General features: G+C 57.8%; 14 protein-coding genes. 8 read left to right on the plus strand and 6 right to left on the minus strand.

All coding sequences use genetic code 11. The features are described 5' to 3' along the window. Positions 1–77: 77 nt before the first annotated feature. Positions 78–794, minus strand: a complete 717-nt coding sequence (locus J0X19_RS23930) for a 3-ketoacyl-ACP reductase (protein WP_206986948.1) — start codon at positions 792–794, stop codon at positions 78–80. Between the two features lie 403 nt (positions 795–1,197). Between J0X19_RS23930 and J0X19_RS23935 the strand changes: the two genes are divergently transcribed. Together J0X19_RS23935 and J0X19_RS23940 are read left to right on the plus strand one after the other, a co-directional pair. Further along, complete coding sequence (locus J0X19_RS23935; RefSeq protein ID WP_206986949.1) at positions 1,198–2,421, plus strand: hypothetical protein; 1,224 nt, start codon at positions 1,198–1,200, stop codon at positions 2,419–2,421. A 155-nt stretch (positions 2,422–2,576) separates the two neighbouring features. After that, positions 2,577–4,427: a DUF885 domain-containing protein gene (locus J0X19_RS23940; protein ID WP_206986950.1), complete on the plus strand. Its 1,851-nt coding sequence runs from the start codon at positions 2,577–2,579 to the stop codon at positions 4,425–4,427. A gap of 195 nt (positions 4,428–4,622) precedes the next feature. Here J0X19_RS23940 and J0X19_RS23945 read toward each other — a convergent pair whose 3' ends face one another. Next, positions 4,623–5,483, minus strand: a complete 861-nt coding sequence (locus tag J0X19_RS23945; RefSeq protein WP_206986951.1) for an aldo/keto reductase — start codon at positions 5,481–5,483, stop codon at positions 4,623–4,625. A 144-nt stretch (positions 5,484–5,627) separates the two neighbouring features. Between J0X19_RS23945 and J0X19_RS23950 the strand changes: the two genes are divergently transcribed. Both J0X19_RS23950 and J0X19_RS23955 read left to right on the plus strand, forming a co-directional pair. Further along, positions 5,628–6,257, plus strand: coding sequence for a flavin reductase family protein (locus tag J0X19_RS23950; RefSeq protein ID WP_206986952.1), 630 nt, complete (start codon positions 5,628–5,630; stop codon positions 6,255–6,257). 90 nt (positions 6,258–6,347) lie between these two features. Beyond that, positions 6,348–6,869 carry a DUF4126 family protein gene (locus tag J0X19_RS23955; RefSeq protein ID WP_206986953.1) on the plus strand — a complete coding sequence of 174 codons (522 nt, stop codon included), beginning with the start codon at positions 6,348–6,350 and terminating at the stop codon, positions 6,867–6,869. Between the two features lie 74 nt (positions 6,870–6,943). On the opposite strand, the gene J0X19_RS23960 is transcribed toward J0X19_RS23955, so the two are convergent. Beyond that, positions 6,944–7,270: a hypothetical protein gene (locus J0X19_RS23960; protein ID WP_206986954.1), complete on the minus strand. Its 327-nt coding sequence runs from the start codon at positions 7,268–7,270 to the stop codon at positions 6,944–6,946. Between the two features lie 131 nt (positions 7,271–7,401). Here J0X19_RS23960 and J0X19_RS23965 point away from each other — a divergent pair, with 131 nt between their 5' ends. After that, positions 7,402–8,136, plus strand: coding sequence for a Dph6-related ATP pyrophosphatase (locus tag J0X19_RS23965; protein ID WP_242583383.1), 735 nt, complete (start codon positions 7,402–7,404; stop codon positions 8,134–8,136). 169 nt (positions 8,137–8,305) lie between these two features. Here J0X19_RS23965 and J0X19_RS23970 read toward each other — a convergent pair whose 3' ends face one another. From J0X19_RS23970 to J0X19_RS23980, 3 genes are all read right to left on the minus strand, one after another. Further along, positions 8,306–11,278: a right-handed parallel beta-helix repeat-containing protein gene (locus J0X19_RS23970; RefSeq protein WP_206986955.1), complete on the minus strand. Its 2,973-nt coding sequence runs from the start codon at positions 11,276–11,278 to the stop codon at positions 8,306–8,308. Between the two features lie 630 nt (positions 11,279–11,908). Next, on the minus strand, positions 11,909–13,435 hold the full coding sequence (locus tag J0X19_RS23975; RefSeq protein WP_242583385.1) for a hypothetical protein: 1,527 nt from the start codon (positions 13,433–13,435) through the stop codon (positions 11,909–11,911). Positions 13,436–13,555: 120 nt separating this feature from the next. Beyond that, positions 13,556–14,032, minus strand: coding sequence for a hypothetical protein (locus J0X19_RS23980; protein ID WP_206986956.1), 477 nt, complete (start codon positions 14,030–14,032; stop codon positions 13,556–13,558). Between the two features lie 810 nt (positions 14,033–14,842). On the opposite strand from J0X19_RS23980, the gene J0X19_RS23985 reads away from it, so the two are divergent. From J0X19_RS23985 to J0X19_RS23995, 3 genes are all read left to right on the plus strand, one after another. Then, the gene (locus J0X19_RS23985) at positions 14,843–15,247 is read left to right on the plus strand and encodes a thiol-disulfide oxidoreductase DCC family protein (protein ID WP_206986957.1); all 405 of its coding nucleotides are present in this window, start codon (positions 14,843–14,845) and stop codon (positions 15,245–15,247) included. Positions 15,248–15,304: 57 nt separating this feature from the next. Beyond that, positions 15,305–16,309 carry a zinc-binding dehydrogenase gene (locus J0X19_RS23990; RefSeq protein ID WP_206986958.1) on the plus strand — a complete coding sequence of 335 codons (1,005 nt, stop codon included), beginning with the start codon at positions 15,305–15,307 and terminating at the stop codon, positions 16,307–16,309. Between the two features lie 111 nt (positions 16,310–16,420). After that, positions 16,421–16,708, plus strand: coding sequence for a hypothetical protein (locus tag J0X19_RS23995; protein WP_206986959.1), 288 nt, complete (start codon positions 16,421–16,423; stop codon positions 16,706–16,708). Positions 16,709–16,803: the final 95 nt, after the last annotated feature.

The raw sequence follows: 16,803 nt of genomic DNA on the forward strand, positions 1-16,803 counted from the left end.
GCACTAAGCACTAAGCACTAAGCACTAAGCACTAAGCACTAAGCACTAAGCACTAAGCACTAAGCACTAAGCACTAATTAAGGATTCGTGCTCCACATGCCGGCTTCCTTGATAAAGATGCGGCGGTTGAGTTTGAGTTGTGAGATAATGAACTCCGCAAGGTCTTCGGGTTGCATCACTTTGTCGGGGTTGCCATCGGTGAGCTTGTTGCTGATAGCCAGCTCTGTAGCTACGGTGCTGGGCGTGAGGGCCGACACCCGGATGTTGTGCTTGCGCACCTCCTGCATCAACGATTCGGTGAGGCCGAGCACGGCAAACTTCGAGGCACTGTAGGCGCTGGTAGTTGCCGCGCCGCGCTGCCCCGCCGTGGAGGCAATATTGATAATGTCGCCGGTTTCGCGAGCTATCATGCCAGGCAGCACGGCCCGGGTGGCGTAATACGTGCCGAATAGATTCACCTGGATGATCTTTTCCCACTCCTTGGGATCCATGTCCACTAGCTTGGCAAAGGTGCCAATGCCGGCGTTGTTGATGAGTATATCAATCGTGCCCAACTCGGTCTGAGCTTGGGCTACGGCGGCTTCCACGGCGGCGCGGTCGGTAATATCGGCCGTCAGAATAACCGTCTTTGCGCCCAGTGCTTGCACTTCCTGCGCTACTTCTTGCAGCTGACTTTCGGTGCGGGCCAATAGGGCCACGTTAGCGCCTTCCTGCGCCAATGCAATTGCTACGGCTCGGCCAATGCCTTTGCCTGCGCCCGTTACCAGGGCATTTTTTCCAGTGAGAGATTCCATGAGAGTAGTTAAATGTAGAGCAAGACAGCTACCGTACCTGCTTTGTTGCCAAACGGTTGCTGCCGCCCCTTTTCAGAAGCCTGATTTTAAGCTAAGCACAACATTTTGTAACGGCAAAATGATATATGATTAATCAAGTTTAATTGGATTTAATAAACAAAATCAAGTAAGTTTTAAAAAAAATTGCATAGTTAATCTAGGAATAGTATTATTGTAAAAATTATACGATTGTGGTGTTTGCTGCGTGTTGAGGTAAAAAGAGTGCTCTAAATTCATATTTATTAAGCAAGATATAATATGAACGATATAAGAGAAATCCCATCCAAATAGCCTGTAGCAGGCATCTGAAAGCGTATTGAACCGTAAGACGCCGAAGATGAAGTACCCTTTTATCCTGATTACCATGAAAACGACCTTACTCACTTTTCTTTTTATGCTGTGCACCCTTTTGGTGCAAGCACAACCGCCAGTACGTACTATCACTAGGTACACCTCCATTGCAAGCGGCAACTGGGATGATGCTGCCACTTGGAGAGCCACCGATCAAAATGGAAGAGTAATTGCTAACTCGACGCCCGCTCCCAACGGTAACAACATCATCACCATCAACCACGCCGTTAATCTCACCATCAACTATGATGTTGGCGGTAATGATGGCTTTCTAACCATTGGTGCTAATGGCTCACTCACGGACAACGGACAGCGGATACTAAAAATAGGCGACCAGCGTGGCAGTCAGCAAGACCGGCTACTGGTTGAATACCGTGCCACCGGGTATAGCATCGACCTCTTTAAAATGGAGTACTACAAGGCGGAGGGACGAATCAATGGCCGGGTACGCACCCGTTCCTGCTCCACGTTCGGCAACAACTCCGACTTAATTATCACGGGTACCCTGGAAATACTTGGTAACTTGATGATTACGCAGGGTAATTCCAGCATAAATTTTTACGGTGGCACTACTGGCAGGCTGTACGTTTACGGTATAATTGACGGACCACGGGGCATCTTGAATCGTTTTAGCTTTGCATCGGAAATTGTTGTTGGTAACCCTTTTGATTGCAGCGCCAATGCTCCGTTGCCCGTGGAGCTGAGCAGCTTCACTGCCGCTTTCGGCAGCAACCAAGTGAACCTGCGCTGGACAACGGCCAGCGAGAAAAACTCGGCTGACTTCACTGTGGAGCGTTCCTTCGATGGCGAAACCTTTAGCGCCGTTGCCAAAGTGGCTGCGGCTGGTACGTCCAGTTCCCGCCGCGAGTACGTAGCCACCGACCGGGGTATGCGCAAGGGCTTGAACTACTACCGCCTCAAGCAAACCGACCTCGATGGCACCTTCAGCTACAGCCAGATTATTCCGGTGCAGGTTGGTAGCGTAGAACAACAGCTGGAAGCCTACGGCGACAACGGCAGCCTTACTATTGTGCTGCAAACCGCGGGTGCTCTACAAACCCTGCGTGTGCTCGACAATATGGGCCGCGTAGTATACACCGAAAACCCTGCTAGCCTGACCACTGGCCTTGTAACCCGCCGCATCCAGGTAGCTGGTGCCAGCAGCCGGCAGATGTACATTGTGCAGGCCATTACTTCGGAAGGCGTAATGAACGGCAAGTTCATGATAGCGCAATAACCAATATCAACTCAATGCGCAAAAGCCCGCCCGAATCTTTCGGGCGGGCTTTTGCTGTATAATGCTCTCCGCGGCCCCAGCGGAAAACCGCCGGTTTCATCAGGTGAGCCAAACCGCGTACCTTTTGGGGCTGAAACCTCTCTGCCCGATTTCTTATGAAAACCCGCGTACTCACCGGCCTGTTGGCCGTGGCCTTACTTGGTGCCTGCAACCAACAGAAGCCTGCCGCCGATGGCAGCACGCCCATTGAAACCGACGTGACCAAAATCAAGACCCTGCCCGACCTGTTTGCGGGCTACTGGGAAGAGCAGGCGCGCCTGTTTCCGCTGGAAGCTACCACCCAGGGCGACAACCGCTTCAACGACCAATTGCCCAACGACGGCACCAAAGAGTTCCGGACCCAGCTGGCTGCCTTCTACCAGAAGTACCTCACCAAACTCCAGACTTTTCAGCGGGCCACGCTGTCGGAAAACGATAAAATCAGCTACGACATATTTCAGTACGACCTGGAAACCAAGCTGGAAGGCCTGAAGCTGAACACCTGGATGATGCCGTTTCAGCAGTTCTGGGGCCTGCCCATCACCATGGGCCAGTACGGCTCGGGCGAAGGGGTGCAGCCATTCAAAACGGTGAAAGACTACGACAACTGGCTGGGCCGGGTGCGGGGCTTTTCGGTGTGGGGCGACACGGCCATTGCCAACTTCCGGCAGGGCATGAAAGCCGGCGTGGTACTGCCCAAAGCCTTGGTGCAGAAGATGATTCCGCAGATGCGCGACTTAGTGGTGACGGACCCAACCCAGAGTCTGTTCTACGGCCCCATCAAGAAGTTTCCGAAAGACATTTCCGCCGAAGACCAGCAGCGCATCACCGCCGACTATAAGAAGGCCATTATGAACGAGCTGGTGCCCACCTACCGCAAGCTCGGCGACTTCCTGGAGAAAGAGTATGCGCCCAAAGCCCGTGCTACTACCGGCATTGCGGGCGTGCCCGGCGGCCCCGAAATGTACCGCTACTACGTGAAAAGCTGGACCACCACCGACAAAACGCCCGAGCAAATTTACCAGACCGGACTGGCCGAGGTGAAGCGCATCCGCACGGAAATGGAAAAGGTGAAAGCGCAGGTTGGTTTCAAAGGCGACCTGAAAGCCTTCTTCACTTCCCTGAAAACCGACCCCAAGCTGATGCCCTACAAAACGCCGGAAGACGTGCTCAACGCTTTCCGAGGCATTCAGGCGCGCATCACGCCCAACCTGCCCAAGCTGTTTGGGCGCGCCCCCAAAACGCCGTTTGAAATCCGGGAAACCGAGAAATTCCGCGAGGCGTCGGCCTCGGCCGAGTACAACCAGGGCAGCCCCGACGGCTCCCGGCCGGGCATCTTCTACATTCCGATTCCCGATGCTACCAAGTTCAACGTGACGTCGGGCATGGAGTCGTTGTTTCTGCACGAAGCCATTCCGGGCCACCACTACCAGATTTCGTTGCAGCAGGAAAACGAAGCCTTGCCGAAGTTCCGGCGCTTTGCCTGGTACGGGGCTATGGGCGAAGGCTGGGCGCTCTACACCGAAAGCCTGGGCAAGGAGCTGGGTGTCTACACCGACCCGTACCAGTACATGGGCGCCCTCGGCGACGAGATGCACCGCGCCGTGCGCCTGGTAGTGGACGTGGCCATGCACACCAAAAACATGACCCGTGAGCAGGCCATTGCCTACATGATGGACAACGAAGCCATCAGTGAAGACGGCGCCACCGCCGAAATTGAGCGGTACATGGCCATTCCGGGGCAGGCGCTGAGCTACAAAATCGGACAGCTGAAAATCAGGGAGCTGCGCGAGAAATACGCCAAGCAGCTGGGAGTGAAGCACAACAAGCTGCGCGAACAGTACGCCGGCCAGCACCGGGAGCATTTCCGCCTCACCGACTTCCACGACGAGCTGCTCAAGGATGGTGTTATGCCGCTTTCAGTGCTGGAGCGCAAGATGGATACTTGGGCCCACGGCCAGGAATAAGCTCATAAACCACAAAAAGCGGCGGCTCTCCTGCATGCAGGAGACCCGCCGCTTTTTATTGGTCGAATTGTAGCGCGAAAATCTGTTTCGCGACGAGCACCGCGAGTTCCTATGCGTCTGCAACGTCAGGATAGATTTGATACTCGCGGTGCTCGTCGCGAAACAGATTTTCGCGCTACGTCTAGCTTCTACAGCCTACTTGATGGCCTCCAGTTCAGCCATGTCCTCGGGGGTAAGTGCAAGGGAGGCGGCCTGTACGTTTTCTTCCAGGTGCTTCACTTTGGATGTGCCCGGAATGAGGAGGATGTTGGGCGCGCGGTGCAGCAGCCAGCTGAGGGCCACCTGCTGCTTGGTGGCGTTGTGCTTCTGCCCAATCTGCTCCAGCTTGCTCAGGGCCTGCTCGTTGCCGCCGCTAAGCGGGTACCACGGAATGAAGGCAATGCCGTTTTGCTCGGTGTAGTCCAGCTCCGCTTCCCATTTGCGGTTGTCCACGCTGTACATGTTCTGCACCGACACCACTTTCACGTATTCCTGAGCTCTTTTGATTTGCTCGACGTTGACCTCAGAGAGGCCAATGTGCTTGATGAGGCCTTCTTCCTGTGCCTGCTGCAAAAACGCCAGCGTCTGCTCGAACGGCACTTCCGGGTCGATGCGGTGCAGCTGGTACAAGTCGATTTGGTCGAGCTTCAGGCGTTTCAGGCTGCCTTCCAGGGCCTCGCGCAGGTGGTCGGGGCGGGCGTTGATGGGCCACTGATTGGGGCCGGTGCGCAACAAGCCGCCTTTGGTGGCAATCAGCAAACCAGCGGGGTAGGGGTGCAGCGCCTCGGCAATCAGCTCTTCCGATACGTTGGGGCCGTAACTGTCGGCGGTATCAATGAAGTTCACGCCCAGCTCCACGGCCCGTTGCAGCACCCTAATGGATTCGGCGTGGTCCTGGGGCGGCCCCCAGATACCGTCGCCGGTGATGCGCATAGCGCCGTAGCCCATCCGGTTCACGGCCAGGTCGCCGCCAATGGTGTACGTAGGAGAGAAAGAGGTTTGCGGTGAATCGGCCATAGCAAGTGAAATTTGATGGAAAGGTGGAAAGCGCAAGCGTCGAATTACACTTGCGGCTCGTAGTAACAAACCAGGCCGCAAAATGTCCTGTACACGTTGCGCCTTTTCGCTCCATCCGTCTTCTGATTTCACGCTTTTTCCTCTATGCGCCACATTACGCCCGCCGACCTTCAGGCTTTCGAGAAAGTCTTCCGTCTCAACCTCATCAATGCCTTGCCCGGCTACAAACCCGCCAACCTCATCGGTACGGCCGATGCCGAGGGCGCTACCAACCTGGCTATTTTCAGCTCGGTGGTGCACCTGGGCTCGGCCCCAGCGGTGCTGGGCATCATCACCCGCCCCACCACGGTGCCGCGCCACACCTACCAGAACCTGAAAACCACCGGCTGCTTCACCATCAACCACGTGCACGCCGGTTTCGTGGCCCAGGCACACTACACCTCCGCCGACTTTCCCGCCGAAGAATCCGAGTTCGAGCAGTGCCATTTCACGCCCGATTTCCGTGACGATTTCCCCGCGCCCTACGTGGCCGAAAGCCACATCGGCATTGGGTTGCGCCTGAAAGAAGAGCTGCCGATTCATAACGGCACGGTGCTGCTGGTGGGCACCGTGGAGCACATCTACCTGCCCGAACACGTGCTGCTTCCCGATGGCACCCTCGACCTGCCCGCCGTCGACGACGTTTGTATTTCCGGCCTCGATACCTACTACCGCGCCAGCCAGGTAGGGGCCTTTGCCTACGCCCGCCCCGGCCAGGGCCCGCAGTATAAGTAAGTGCCCCCAACGGGTTGTCCGCCTGAAAAAGACCCGAAAGCTATTCGGTCATTCCCTTTGATTCGTCGTTTAAAGAGCTACTCTTTTCACTTGAACCACTCGAATACGATGAGCAAATACTTCTGGCAAACCGTAGGCCTCGGTACGTTAGCCGGCTTCCGAAGCATGACGGCCCCCATGCTGCTGAGCGACAACCTCACCAAATTTCACCCTCATGCCCTGGCCAAGTCGCCGTTGCGGTGGATGCAGAAGCCCTGGGTAGCTACTGGCCTCAAGCTCATGACAGCCGGTGAGATGGTGGGCGACAAAATGCCCGACGCCCCTGACCGTACCGCGCCGCCTGTGTTGGCGGGCCGGGCGCTTTCCGGGGCTTTGGTGGGGGCCACGCTTTATAAAATCAACCACGACAGCGCCCTGAAAGGCGCGCTGCTGGGCAGCGCTATGGCGGTAGCCGCCACGTATGCCAGTCTGTACTTGCGAAAGAAATCAGCTCAGCAGTCAGGCCTACCGCTTTCCTTAGTAGGTGGCCTCGAAGACGCGCTGGTGCTGGGCGCTGGTTTTGCCCTCTCAAAAGGCACGGCGCTAGGATTACCAGCCGGCCGGGCCCTGTAGCCTGCTTCCCCGCATAACATAGAAAAGCCCGCCAATTGCGTAATTGGCGGGCTTTCTTATGAAGAAGCAACGAGTTATTCGCGGCCTTTCGATTTAGATTCTTCTGATTCTTTGGGCATGCGGTTGGGTGGCGAGTTGGGGTTGCTCGGCGACGACTCCAATGCGGCATCGGCATTGCCTTGGTTAGCTTGCTGATCGGCGGCTGAGCCTTTACCGGCTGGGGCTTCCACCCGCTGCCCGCCCGAAATACTGTCGCGGTCCGTTTCGTTGACGGTAGCGGGGGGCGCATCAGAGAAATCTTCGGTGACTTGCGGGTCTTTGCCGGGGGATTTTTGCCGGTCGCAGGCGGCCAACGAGGCCACGGCCGCAACGGCTAGCAGCAGATGAGAAATGCGTTTCATAGGAAGTGGTTGGAATAGGGAAAACAGACGAAGCAGGCCGGCGCAAAAACAAGCAGCTGCGGCTGCTTAACCCAACGTAGGGCAAGGCGCTGCGGTTGCGGCAATATCGGGCGGCGGTCTACCTTTACCGCATGTCAGTTCCTGCCTTGATGAATTGGAGCGGCGGCAAAGATTCGGCCCTGGCCCTCTACCACGCCCTTCGCAACCCCCGTTTCCACGTCACCGACCTGCTTACCAGCGTTAATGCGCACTTTCAGCGCGTGTCCATGCACGGTGTCCGGCTGGAGTTGCTGGCGCAGCAGGCGCAGCGCATCGGGCTGCCGCTTACCAAGCTGGAACTCCCCGAAATGCCCGGTATGGAAGACTACGAGCGGACTATGCGCGCCACGCTGGCACCGCTCCAAGCGAAAGGCATTCGGCATTCCATCTTCGGCGACATTTTTCTGGAAGACCTCCGCCAGTACCGCGAGCAGCAACTCGCCAGCATCGGTATGGAAGCCGTCTTCCCCCTCTGGCAGCGCCCCAGCGCCGACCTACTGCGTGAGTACCTCGACCTGGGTTTCAAGGCGGTGGTGGTTTGCGTGAACGACAAGTTTCTGGATGCCAGCTTCTGCGGCCGCCTGCTCGATGCCGACTTCCTGCGCGACCTGCCACCCGGCGTAGATGCCTGCGGGGAAAACGGCGAGTACCACAGCTTCGTGTTCGACGCGCCGTATTTCACGTCGCCTATTCCGTTCGAGTATGGCGAGAAAGTACGCCGCACTTACCAGCCGCCCGCCAACCGCCAGGCCAGCTGCCAGCAGGAAGATGCCCCCGACCCCTACGCCGCCGGCTTCTGGTACTGCGACTTGCTGCCCATCGAGTAATCCCTACTCAAATAGCTTGTCTTTCCAACGCAGGAGGAATCTGAGTGAAACTGGTCAACGATTATACCCAGATTCCTCCTGCGTCGGAAGGACAGTGGAAAAATAAACGGCCCTCCCTCGAAATCAAGGAAGGGCCGTTGCTGAAAACGCCGTTTAGGCAAGTGTGAGATTATTGAACAACCAGCCGCTGTGGCTTGCTGGAATAACCAGTGGCTGCCACACGCAGCAAATACACGCCCGTTGAAAGCGAAGCCGGTAGGTTGATTTCAGCGTCGGTGTTGCCGCGTAGCTTCTGAGTGAGCACCGTGCGGCCACTCAGGTCGGTGAGCAACACGCGGGCCGGGCCATTGGCCGCCGCCGACAAACGCACCGTTACGCGCTGGCTGGCTGGGTTAGGAAACACCGAAAACTGAATTGTGCTAAGGCTAGTAGTTGCCAGCGGACTGCTGGTAATAGCCACCGATGCCACTGCCGAGTAGCGTGCCACACCAGCCGCATTGGTTTGGCGCAAGCGGTAGGCGGCCTGGGTCAAGCCCTGCGTGCTCCGGTCCTGATAAGTGTAAGCCAGCGGCTGTGGCGTAACGCCCCGGCTGGCCACAAAGCCAATCTGCTGCCAGGCGGTGCCAGGAGTGGAGCGCTCCACCGCGTAACCGAACGTATTATCCTCGCTCGGCAGCGTCCATTCCAGGGCCACGGTACCGGGAGTAGGCTGGTCGGCGGTGAAGGAAAGCAGCTGGGTGGCAAGCGGATTGACAGCCGGCGACAGGGAGCCGAGCGTGAACGTGGTAAAGCCGCTAACCGGCTGCGCCGATACCACTGCCCCGGCATTCAGGCTGCCGCTCACGCCGCCGTTGCCCGCGGTTTCCCAGGTATTGCCGTTGAAAGCTGCCACCTGCAAATCCGTCGAGAAATTGTCGATGCCACTGCGGAAGGCATTTTCCCAGAACAGCTGCACGCTCACCGCATTGGACGTACCAGCCCCGTCAAGAATCCAATGTTCCACTGCGCTTACCTCGCTCAGCGGTGCATTGGCAGTGCGGGTTGCATACGGAGTGGCTACGTATTCGGCGGTGAAAGCCGTGGTGGCGCTAGCCGGGGCCGAAATGCCCAAGCGCGCCCACTGCCCACCCTTGCCCAACGGAAACACGAAAGCCTGCTGGCCTTCCTTGCGCAACGGCCCTTCCACATAGGAAGTGGCGTTGCCTGCGGTGGCCGTGGCTTGGTCGGTAAGGGTAAGCAAGTTGCTGGCCGTAGTGCTAATCAGGCCGTTGGTGAGGGTGAGGGCACTGGTTACGGTGAGGGGAGCACCCAGCGTAAGAACTTTGCCGGCGCCATTAAGCGTCAGGTCACGCAAGGTGGTAGTGGCTTCGGCGGTCAGCGTCAGGTTTTTGCTGAGGCTGATGCTTTCGTTGTAGGCGGCGGCACTCAACCCAAGCGTGCCGTTTTCCGTCACCAGCGCTAGCCCTTCGGCCAGCGGCGCATCGGTTGAGGATTGCGGGCTGTAGGCATCAACGGTTAGCTGAGCAAGGCTGGGTTGAAAGCCAGTGGCCGCCCCGGCATCCAGGTTGCTGCCAAGGAAGGGCGAGTAATCAATCCGGCCAGTTGCCGCAAAAGCCGATTGCTCGGCGAAGCTGGCGGCTGGTCCGGCCAGCGTGGTAACGAGGCCGCCCGTGCCCGCCGTGCCGCGCACGGCCGTGGCAGTAGTAGCGCCCAGCCAGTTCAGCGAGGCATCAACCGGATTGGTTAGGTTCACGGTGCGGATAGCGGTGGCGCAGCTGTCGAGGCGGTTGCCGCGGATACTGTCGCCGCTGGATACCACCAGCCCGTTGCGGCTGCTGTCGAAGAACGGGGTGTAGCCGGTGCTGTTGGCGGGGCGGTCCTGCACCTGCACGGCCCGCTGGCACTGCGCCACCACGTTGCCGAACACTTTGTTCTGGCCGCCTTCCAGCACCATCCCGAAGCCGTTGATATTGAAATTCGAGCTGTTTGCATCGGCCAGATAACCCCGGATAGTATTGCCTTCCAGGTAGGCGCCGCCAGTGATAAGGTCGCCGTTTACACCGCCGCCGGTGGCAATTACGTTCCGGTCCCGGTCGATGAAGGCCATGCCGGCGTTGTCCTCGGTCAGGCTGGTAGGAGCCCCAATGGTGCGGGCAATGTAGTTGTTGCGCACCACGAAGCTGCCCGCGCCCCGGCCTTGGCCGTTGCCGGTGCAGGCCTTCAACTCCATGCCGTTGGAGGCGTTGTTGCGGATGGCATTGCCTTCAATAAGAGCGGCAATACTGGTAAAACTGCCCCCGCTACGCGAGCCAGCAGCGCCCAATACAACCAGCGCGCCGCCCGCGTTTTGGCTGAACTGGTTGTTGCGTACCGTCAGGTTGCTCACGCTGCCGTCGTTGATGTCGATACCGCCGCGGCGGTTCATTTCAAATGTGCTGCCTTCAATCAGGATATCCGCTTTGTGGCCATTCACCAAAAACAGGCCCCGGCCGGCCCCGTTGGCGCTGCTGTTCGTGCCTTCGGCGGTATAAGCAGCCCGTACCCGCCGAAACGTCAGGTGCTCGACGCCGCCTAAGCTGCGCCAGAAAATGCCTTGCCGGCGGTTGTGCACCGTTTCCAGGTCTTCCAGCAGGAAGTGAGCCTGCGGATTGCTGCCATCGGCCTGCACCCCAAAATCGTAGTTTTGAAACGTGAGGTCGGCAATGGTGAGGGGCCGGCCGCTGGTGCCGCCGCTTACCGTTATCAGCAGGCCGGCTTCGTTGGTTTGGGTGGGCGCTGGCAGCAAACCGCCATCGAAGATGGTGGCGCTGGTTGGCTGAGCGGTGGCGGTGCCGGCCCCCTGCAAACTCACGGGCTTGTTGAGCGCAATGCGTTCCGTATAGGTGCCCGCATCAATGAAAATAGTTTGGGTGCTGAGGTCGGCTTGCAACAGGGCGCGCGACACGGTGGCGAAGGGAGCCGCCGCCGAGCCATCCCCAGTCACGTCGTTGCCGGTCGCACTCGTAAACATGTCGCCGGTGGTGCTGCCGTCGTTCACGTACAGCGCCGTTGCAGTAGTCGATTGGGCCGTGGCGGTCCGGGGCAAGCCGCTTAAAAGCGCGGCCGGAAGCAGCAGAGAGAAAACAGGTAGAATTGATTTCATAGTGGGCTATGAGGGATTACGCAGGGGGCTGATGTATTTGAATGTCGATTGTTGTTTTGATATAAGATTTATTCAATTTATTAATGTGCTGAGTTGATGATTTTGAGAAGTCTTGTTAATTAATAAATAGATTGTAGTAAAGCAATATAGGCTGATTTATTGTTTGTTGAAGCAATTTACGAAACGAAGAATTGATGCCGCTGAGTTGATAATTGAATAAAGTGTTATCTGGTTGATTATCGGAAAAGTATTATATTTTTACTTGATTATTTTATGGCGCGGCAACAAAAAAAAGGCTGCCCACCAAAGTGGAACAGCCATTGTGAATAACACCACAGCCATACTATGCCAGCTGCCTACCCACAGTATATGGTGGAGGAATTATAAGCCGGGCGCTTAAGCCGGCGGGATTCACCGCAGGCGACTACTTTGTGGCTGTTGCGCGAAAGCCAGATGGTGCCAGCCATTGCCAGGCTCGCCCCAACTAGCCAGATAGGTAAATTGGTTTCAACCGGCGGCAGCACCAACAACACACCACTTTCGTCGGCTTGAGTTGGATGGCCCACGTAGCGACTTTGAGCGGGTACGGCTTTCTCGTCGATGTGCGTTACCAGGTCGGCTGGCTATTGCTTATTCGCTCGCCGCGTCGCAGCCGCAGAGCACTTCGCGGGTAGGCTTGGTTGTTTTGTAATTAGGCAGGGAAATTTCTTTCATATACACCACGTCGAGGTGGCGCAACGGGGAACTGCCGGGCTGTTCGCGCCAGATGCGGAGCAGGTAGTTGCAGTAATACGGCCGCATGTAGGCATTCGAGACAAACAGGTAGTTTTCGGAATACTTGCGCCACCGGTCGTTTTTGAACAGGCGCATCACTGATTCCGGTTTATCGTAGGTGAGGGGCTGGCCGCGGCGGTTCAGGTCGAGGTGGCGGCCGTCGGTGGTGGTGGCATCCAGAATGTACCAGCCATCATCCTTGAACACGGCCGGCGCAAACATGCCCCAGTGTTGGTCGATGCGGACGAGGTAGCCCAACCAGCGCAACGGTTCTTTCATGGTCCAGCGCTGGTTCACGATGTTGTCGAGGTTCCACCAGCACACGTACACCAGCACGCCCACCACTAGCCCCTCACGCACGCTCCGCAGCAGTTGGCGCATCCCCGCCGATACCTCCATTGAGGAGCTGATTTGGAAGCTGACCGGGCGTTGCCAACCAGCCAACCGAGCCCGCCAGGGAGCCAAGCGGGCGGCCACGTGCGGCCGCAGTTGCTGCGCGGCCGGAACCAGGCGGCGCTCCAGCCAGTCCATGGCCACTGGGGGCAGCAAACCCAGTACCGAGGCCAGATTAATCAGGAAGAATAGCCCTACAAACAGCGTTAAACTGATGCCGATGTGGAAGCCGAACATCACGCCCACAAACAGCAGCCGCCACCACCGCACTCCAAACGGCAGAAACAGCACAAACGGCAGAAACTTTTCCAGGTAGTAGGTGGCGAAGGTGAGAAACCGCAGCAGCTCGGGGTAAGGGTAGATAAGCTTGCCGCCGGGCATCAGCACTTGGTCGAGGCTGAGGGCGTAGTAGAGGGCGGTGCCTTCGGTGGTCCATTCCGCGCCCGATTTGAGCAGCGCCGTGCACCAGTACACCACGGCTATCTGCACTACGTAGGCCACGGTGGCAGCACTGAAGTAGGTTAGCTCGGTGGGTACGGGCCGCTTACGGGCATCCCAGGAGTACACGCGGCCCCAAGGCAGAAAGAAGCCCCAGAACAACAGCATCCGCAACAGGTCGTCGCCGCCCTGCGAGATGAGCGGGTTCCGGTTCTGCAACGACACCAGCAGCACCCACGATACCGCCGTGGCCAGCCGGGTGTGGTAGCCGAGCAGTAGCGCCACGGCTACCACGGCGGCTATGCCAAACAGCACGGCCTGCACCTGCCACAAGCCGCTGCTGCTGTGCAACGAAAATTCGTACGGGTTCCAGTTGTGCTCGAACAGCACCTGCAACGGCAGCACGCCCATGTTGGAGTAGTGCGCCTCCAAATCGGTGCTTCTGATGGCCAAATCGGTGAGCAGCACGGCTGCCACGGCAACGCGCAACAGCGCCAGGGCACGCAAATCAAAAACAAAAGGACGGCGGAGAGCAGCTAACAGGGCAGGCATAGATCAACTAACGGAACTCGAAAACGAACAGCCAAAAAAAGGCGGAAAGGCAGTCATTGTTTCCAATGATCAACCTTTCCGCCTTTTCAACCGACTAATAAAAATAAGCCGGCATATGGGTTAGCGGGTGGTGCTGCCGCTGGTAGAGCCCGAAGTGGTAGAACCGCTGGTGGTCATGCCGCTGGTAGTACGGCCCGAGTTTTTGCTGCCCCGTACTTTGCCGCTGGTAGTGGTGCCGCTCCGGCGGCCCGACGTGGTGCCGGTAGTAGTGCTGCCCGACGTCATCGAACCAGCCGTAGTACCGTAGCCAGTGGTCGAACCACTGGTGCTACCCGAGGTGGTGCCGGAAGTCATCGAACCCGAAGTGGTGCCGGCAGTGGTGCCCGAGGTTATAGTGCCGGACGTGGTGCCCGAGGTAGTACCGGAGGTCATGGTGCCGGAGGTGGTACCGGCTGTGGTGGTGCCGGAGGTCATGCTGCCAGCGGTGGTGCCGGCAGTGGTACCGCCCGTAGTGGTTTGGGCCAGGGCCGAGCTACCCGAAGCAGCTACTAGTGCAGTGATGAGAGCGGCGGAGAGAAGGAAAGAGGACTTTTTCATAGCTAAAAGAACAGCAGGAAAGGTGGAAGTGGTTGGGTGATAGGTAACAATAGGTGCTTCTACGATACCGGGCCGGCAAACAGCCAAAAATGCGGGTACGAATAAATACGCATTTTTAAACTTCCTTTGCGGAAAATACTGGGTAAGATGTTTGTATATTATTGTAAATCAGTACATTGTGCTGCTTGGTGATGCGGTATTAGTTATGCTTGGCCGTATGCAGCTACAGCAGGCTATTAGCTCTGACCGCCAGTTGTTGCGCCACTGCCAGCGGTGGAGGAGCCCGTGGTACCACCGGGGTTGCCCGCACCCGTTCCTGAGGTTACGCTGCTGCCGCCACTGCAAGAGCTGAGCGTAAGGGCGGCGCCCAATAAGGCAGTTGCTATAAGGTTGATACAGGGAATGAATAGGCTACATCCATAAAAAAGAAAACAAAAAGATTGCACTCCTTCTACGCTTCGGCTGTAAAGACGGCCCAGGTTAATACTGTCTTTGCGGCCGAAGCGCGCCTGGTAGGTGGTTAGAGCGGTTTTGGCGGTAGGGGCGGGGCTGGCCCCCGCCCGTCGTCGAACGGAACCGGTGAAACGGCGCTTGCACGCGGTAGGGGGCCAGCCTCGCCCCCTACCGCGTGCCACCTGTACTCCGACCCGGAAACCGTTCTAGATTGTCCGTAGAGCTATTGGCTGAAGCCCCAAAACCACCAGCACCCAACTTGGGTTACAGAAGCGCCACCAGCTTCCGGTGGGCTGCGTATTGAGGCTACGGCCGGCTTCGTAAGAAAGGCGGCTTGTCAGATTTTAGACTACTACTATGGCTTCTCCCGCCGCCGTAATTCTGTTCGATGGGGTGTGCAACCTCTGCAACGGCTTCGTGCAGTTCGTTATCAACCACGACCCCGCCGGCCGTTTTCAGTTCACGTCTTTGCAGTCGGAAGCGGGGCGGCAACTGCTGGCCCAGCACGGCATACCCGCCGTCATCCAGCCCGAAACCGTGATGCTCGTTGAAAACGGGCGAGTCTACACGCATTCCACGGCGGCCTTGCGCGTCTTGCGACGGTTGCGGGGGCCGTGGCCACTGCTCTACGCCGGAATGCTGGTGCCGCGCCTCCTCCGCGACTGGGTGTACCGCTTTATTGCTCGGCATCGGTACCAGTGGTTTGGCCGGAAGGAAAGCTGCTGGCTGCCTACCCCCGAGCTGAAAGCCCGGTTCCTGTAAGCTGTACCTTGTCGTTTCTGGCTTTCACTCTCTATCACTCTCACCCATTCCATGCGTATGCAAGCCCTCGTCCTCGACGGTACCAATCAACCAGTTCAACTACGGGAGGTACCCACTCCCCAGCCCGGCCCCAAGCAAGTGCAAGTTCGCCTGCACGCCGCCGCCCTCAACCACCGCGACGTCTGGATTCAGAAGGGCCAGTACGCCGGGCTTAAGTTTCCCATCATCCTGGGTTCAGATGGTGCAGGTATTGTAACCGAAATAGGGGAGGGGGCCGATGAAAGTTTGCGCGACCAGGCGGTAATCATCAATCCGGGCCATAATTGGGGCGACAATCCCGCCGCCCAAGGGCGCGACTTCACCATCCTGGGCTTGCCGAATGATGGCACGTTTGCCGAATACGTGTGCGTGCCGGCCCATTACGTACAGCCCAAGCCGGCGCATTTATCGTTCGAGCAGGCTGCCGCCTTGCCGCTGGGCGGGGCCACGGCGTATCGGGCGTTGTTTACGCGGGCGGCCTTGCAACCCGGTGAGCGGGTGCTTATTAGTGGCGTGGGCGGCGGAGTAGCCTTGCTGGCTCTGCAAATGGCCGTAGCCGTGGGCGCCGAAGTGTGGGTTACTTCCAGCTCAGAAGAGAAAATTGAGAAGGCCGTGGCGCTGGGTGCCAAAGGCGGCATCAGCTACCACACCGCAAAATGGCCCGCTGAGCTTGCCAAGCAAGCCGGTGGCGGGTTCGATGTGGTAGTGGACAGCGCCGCCGGCCCCGGTTTCGGCAACTTGCTCGACGCGGCAGTTCCTGGCGGCCGCATTGTGTTCTACGGCGCCACCCAGGGTGATGTACCGATGCTGGCCGCCCGCAAGGTGTTCTGGAAACAGCTTTCCTTACTAGGTTCGACTATGGGCACCGAGCAAGATTTTGCCGGCCTCCTGCGCTTTTTTGATGAGCATCAGCTAGTGCCTGTTATAGACGAAACGTTTCCGTTGGCTGAGGGCGAAGCTGCTCTGCGCCGCATGGACCAAGGCCAACAGTTCGGGAAGTTGGTGTTGAAGATAATATACTGATAATCAAGGGTATTAATTGCAGATAAACCGGCTAAAATCTTTGGCGCCAAGGAATGAAAACAGGGGGGCTTCTGTTATACAGTCGATAAGAATTCAACCAAGCTCACGCCCATGAAAACGCCCGCCGAATACCTGCAATGCCCGGTTTTCAACCTTACGTATCCTACGGGCGAATCTGCTGAGGAAGTACCCGTAGTTAGCTACCACGACGCCTTACAAGCCGTTGAGGCGGCCCTCGCCGATGCCGAGAAATACCGGTATCTGCTGATGCGCGCCCTGCGCCGCAGCAACGCCGCCAACACGGTAGCGCCGTCGCTCATCCCTACCTTCCCCGCAGCAATGCCGGAAACCCCCGTGTTGCCGCTGTACCCCAACGATGACGACGAAATGGCTGCTTAACGAGTGGACCTATTCATAAACACGAAAGGCCGCCTGACTATTATCGTCAGGCGGCCTTTTACAGTAGCGCACGTGTGAACCGGACTCATAGCAAG

The organism is Hymenobacter telluris, from assembly GCF_017313265.1.
GTDB classification, from domain to species: domain Bacteria; phylum Bacteroidota; class Bacteroidia; order Cytophagales; family Hymenobacteraceae; genus Hymenobacter; species Hymenobacter telluris.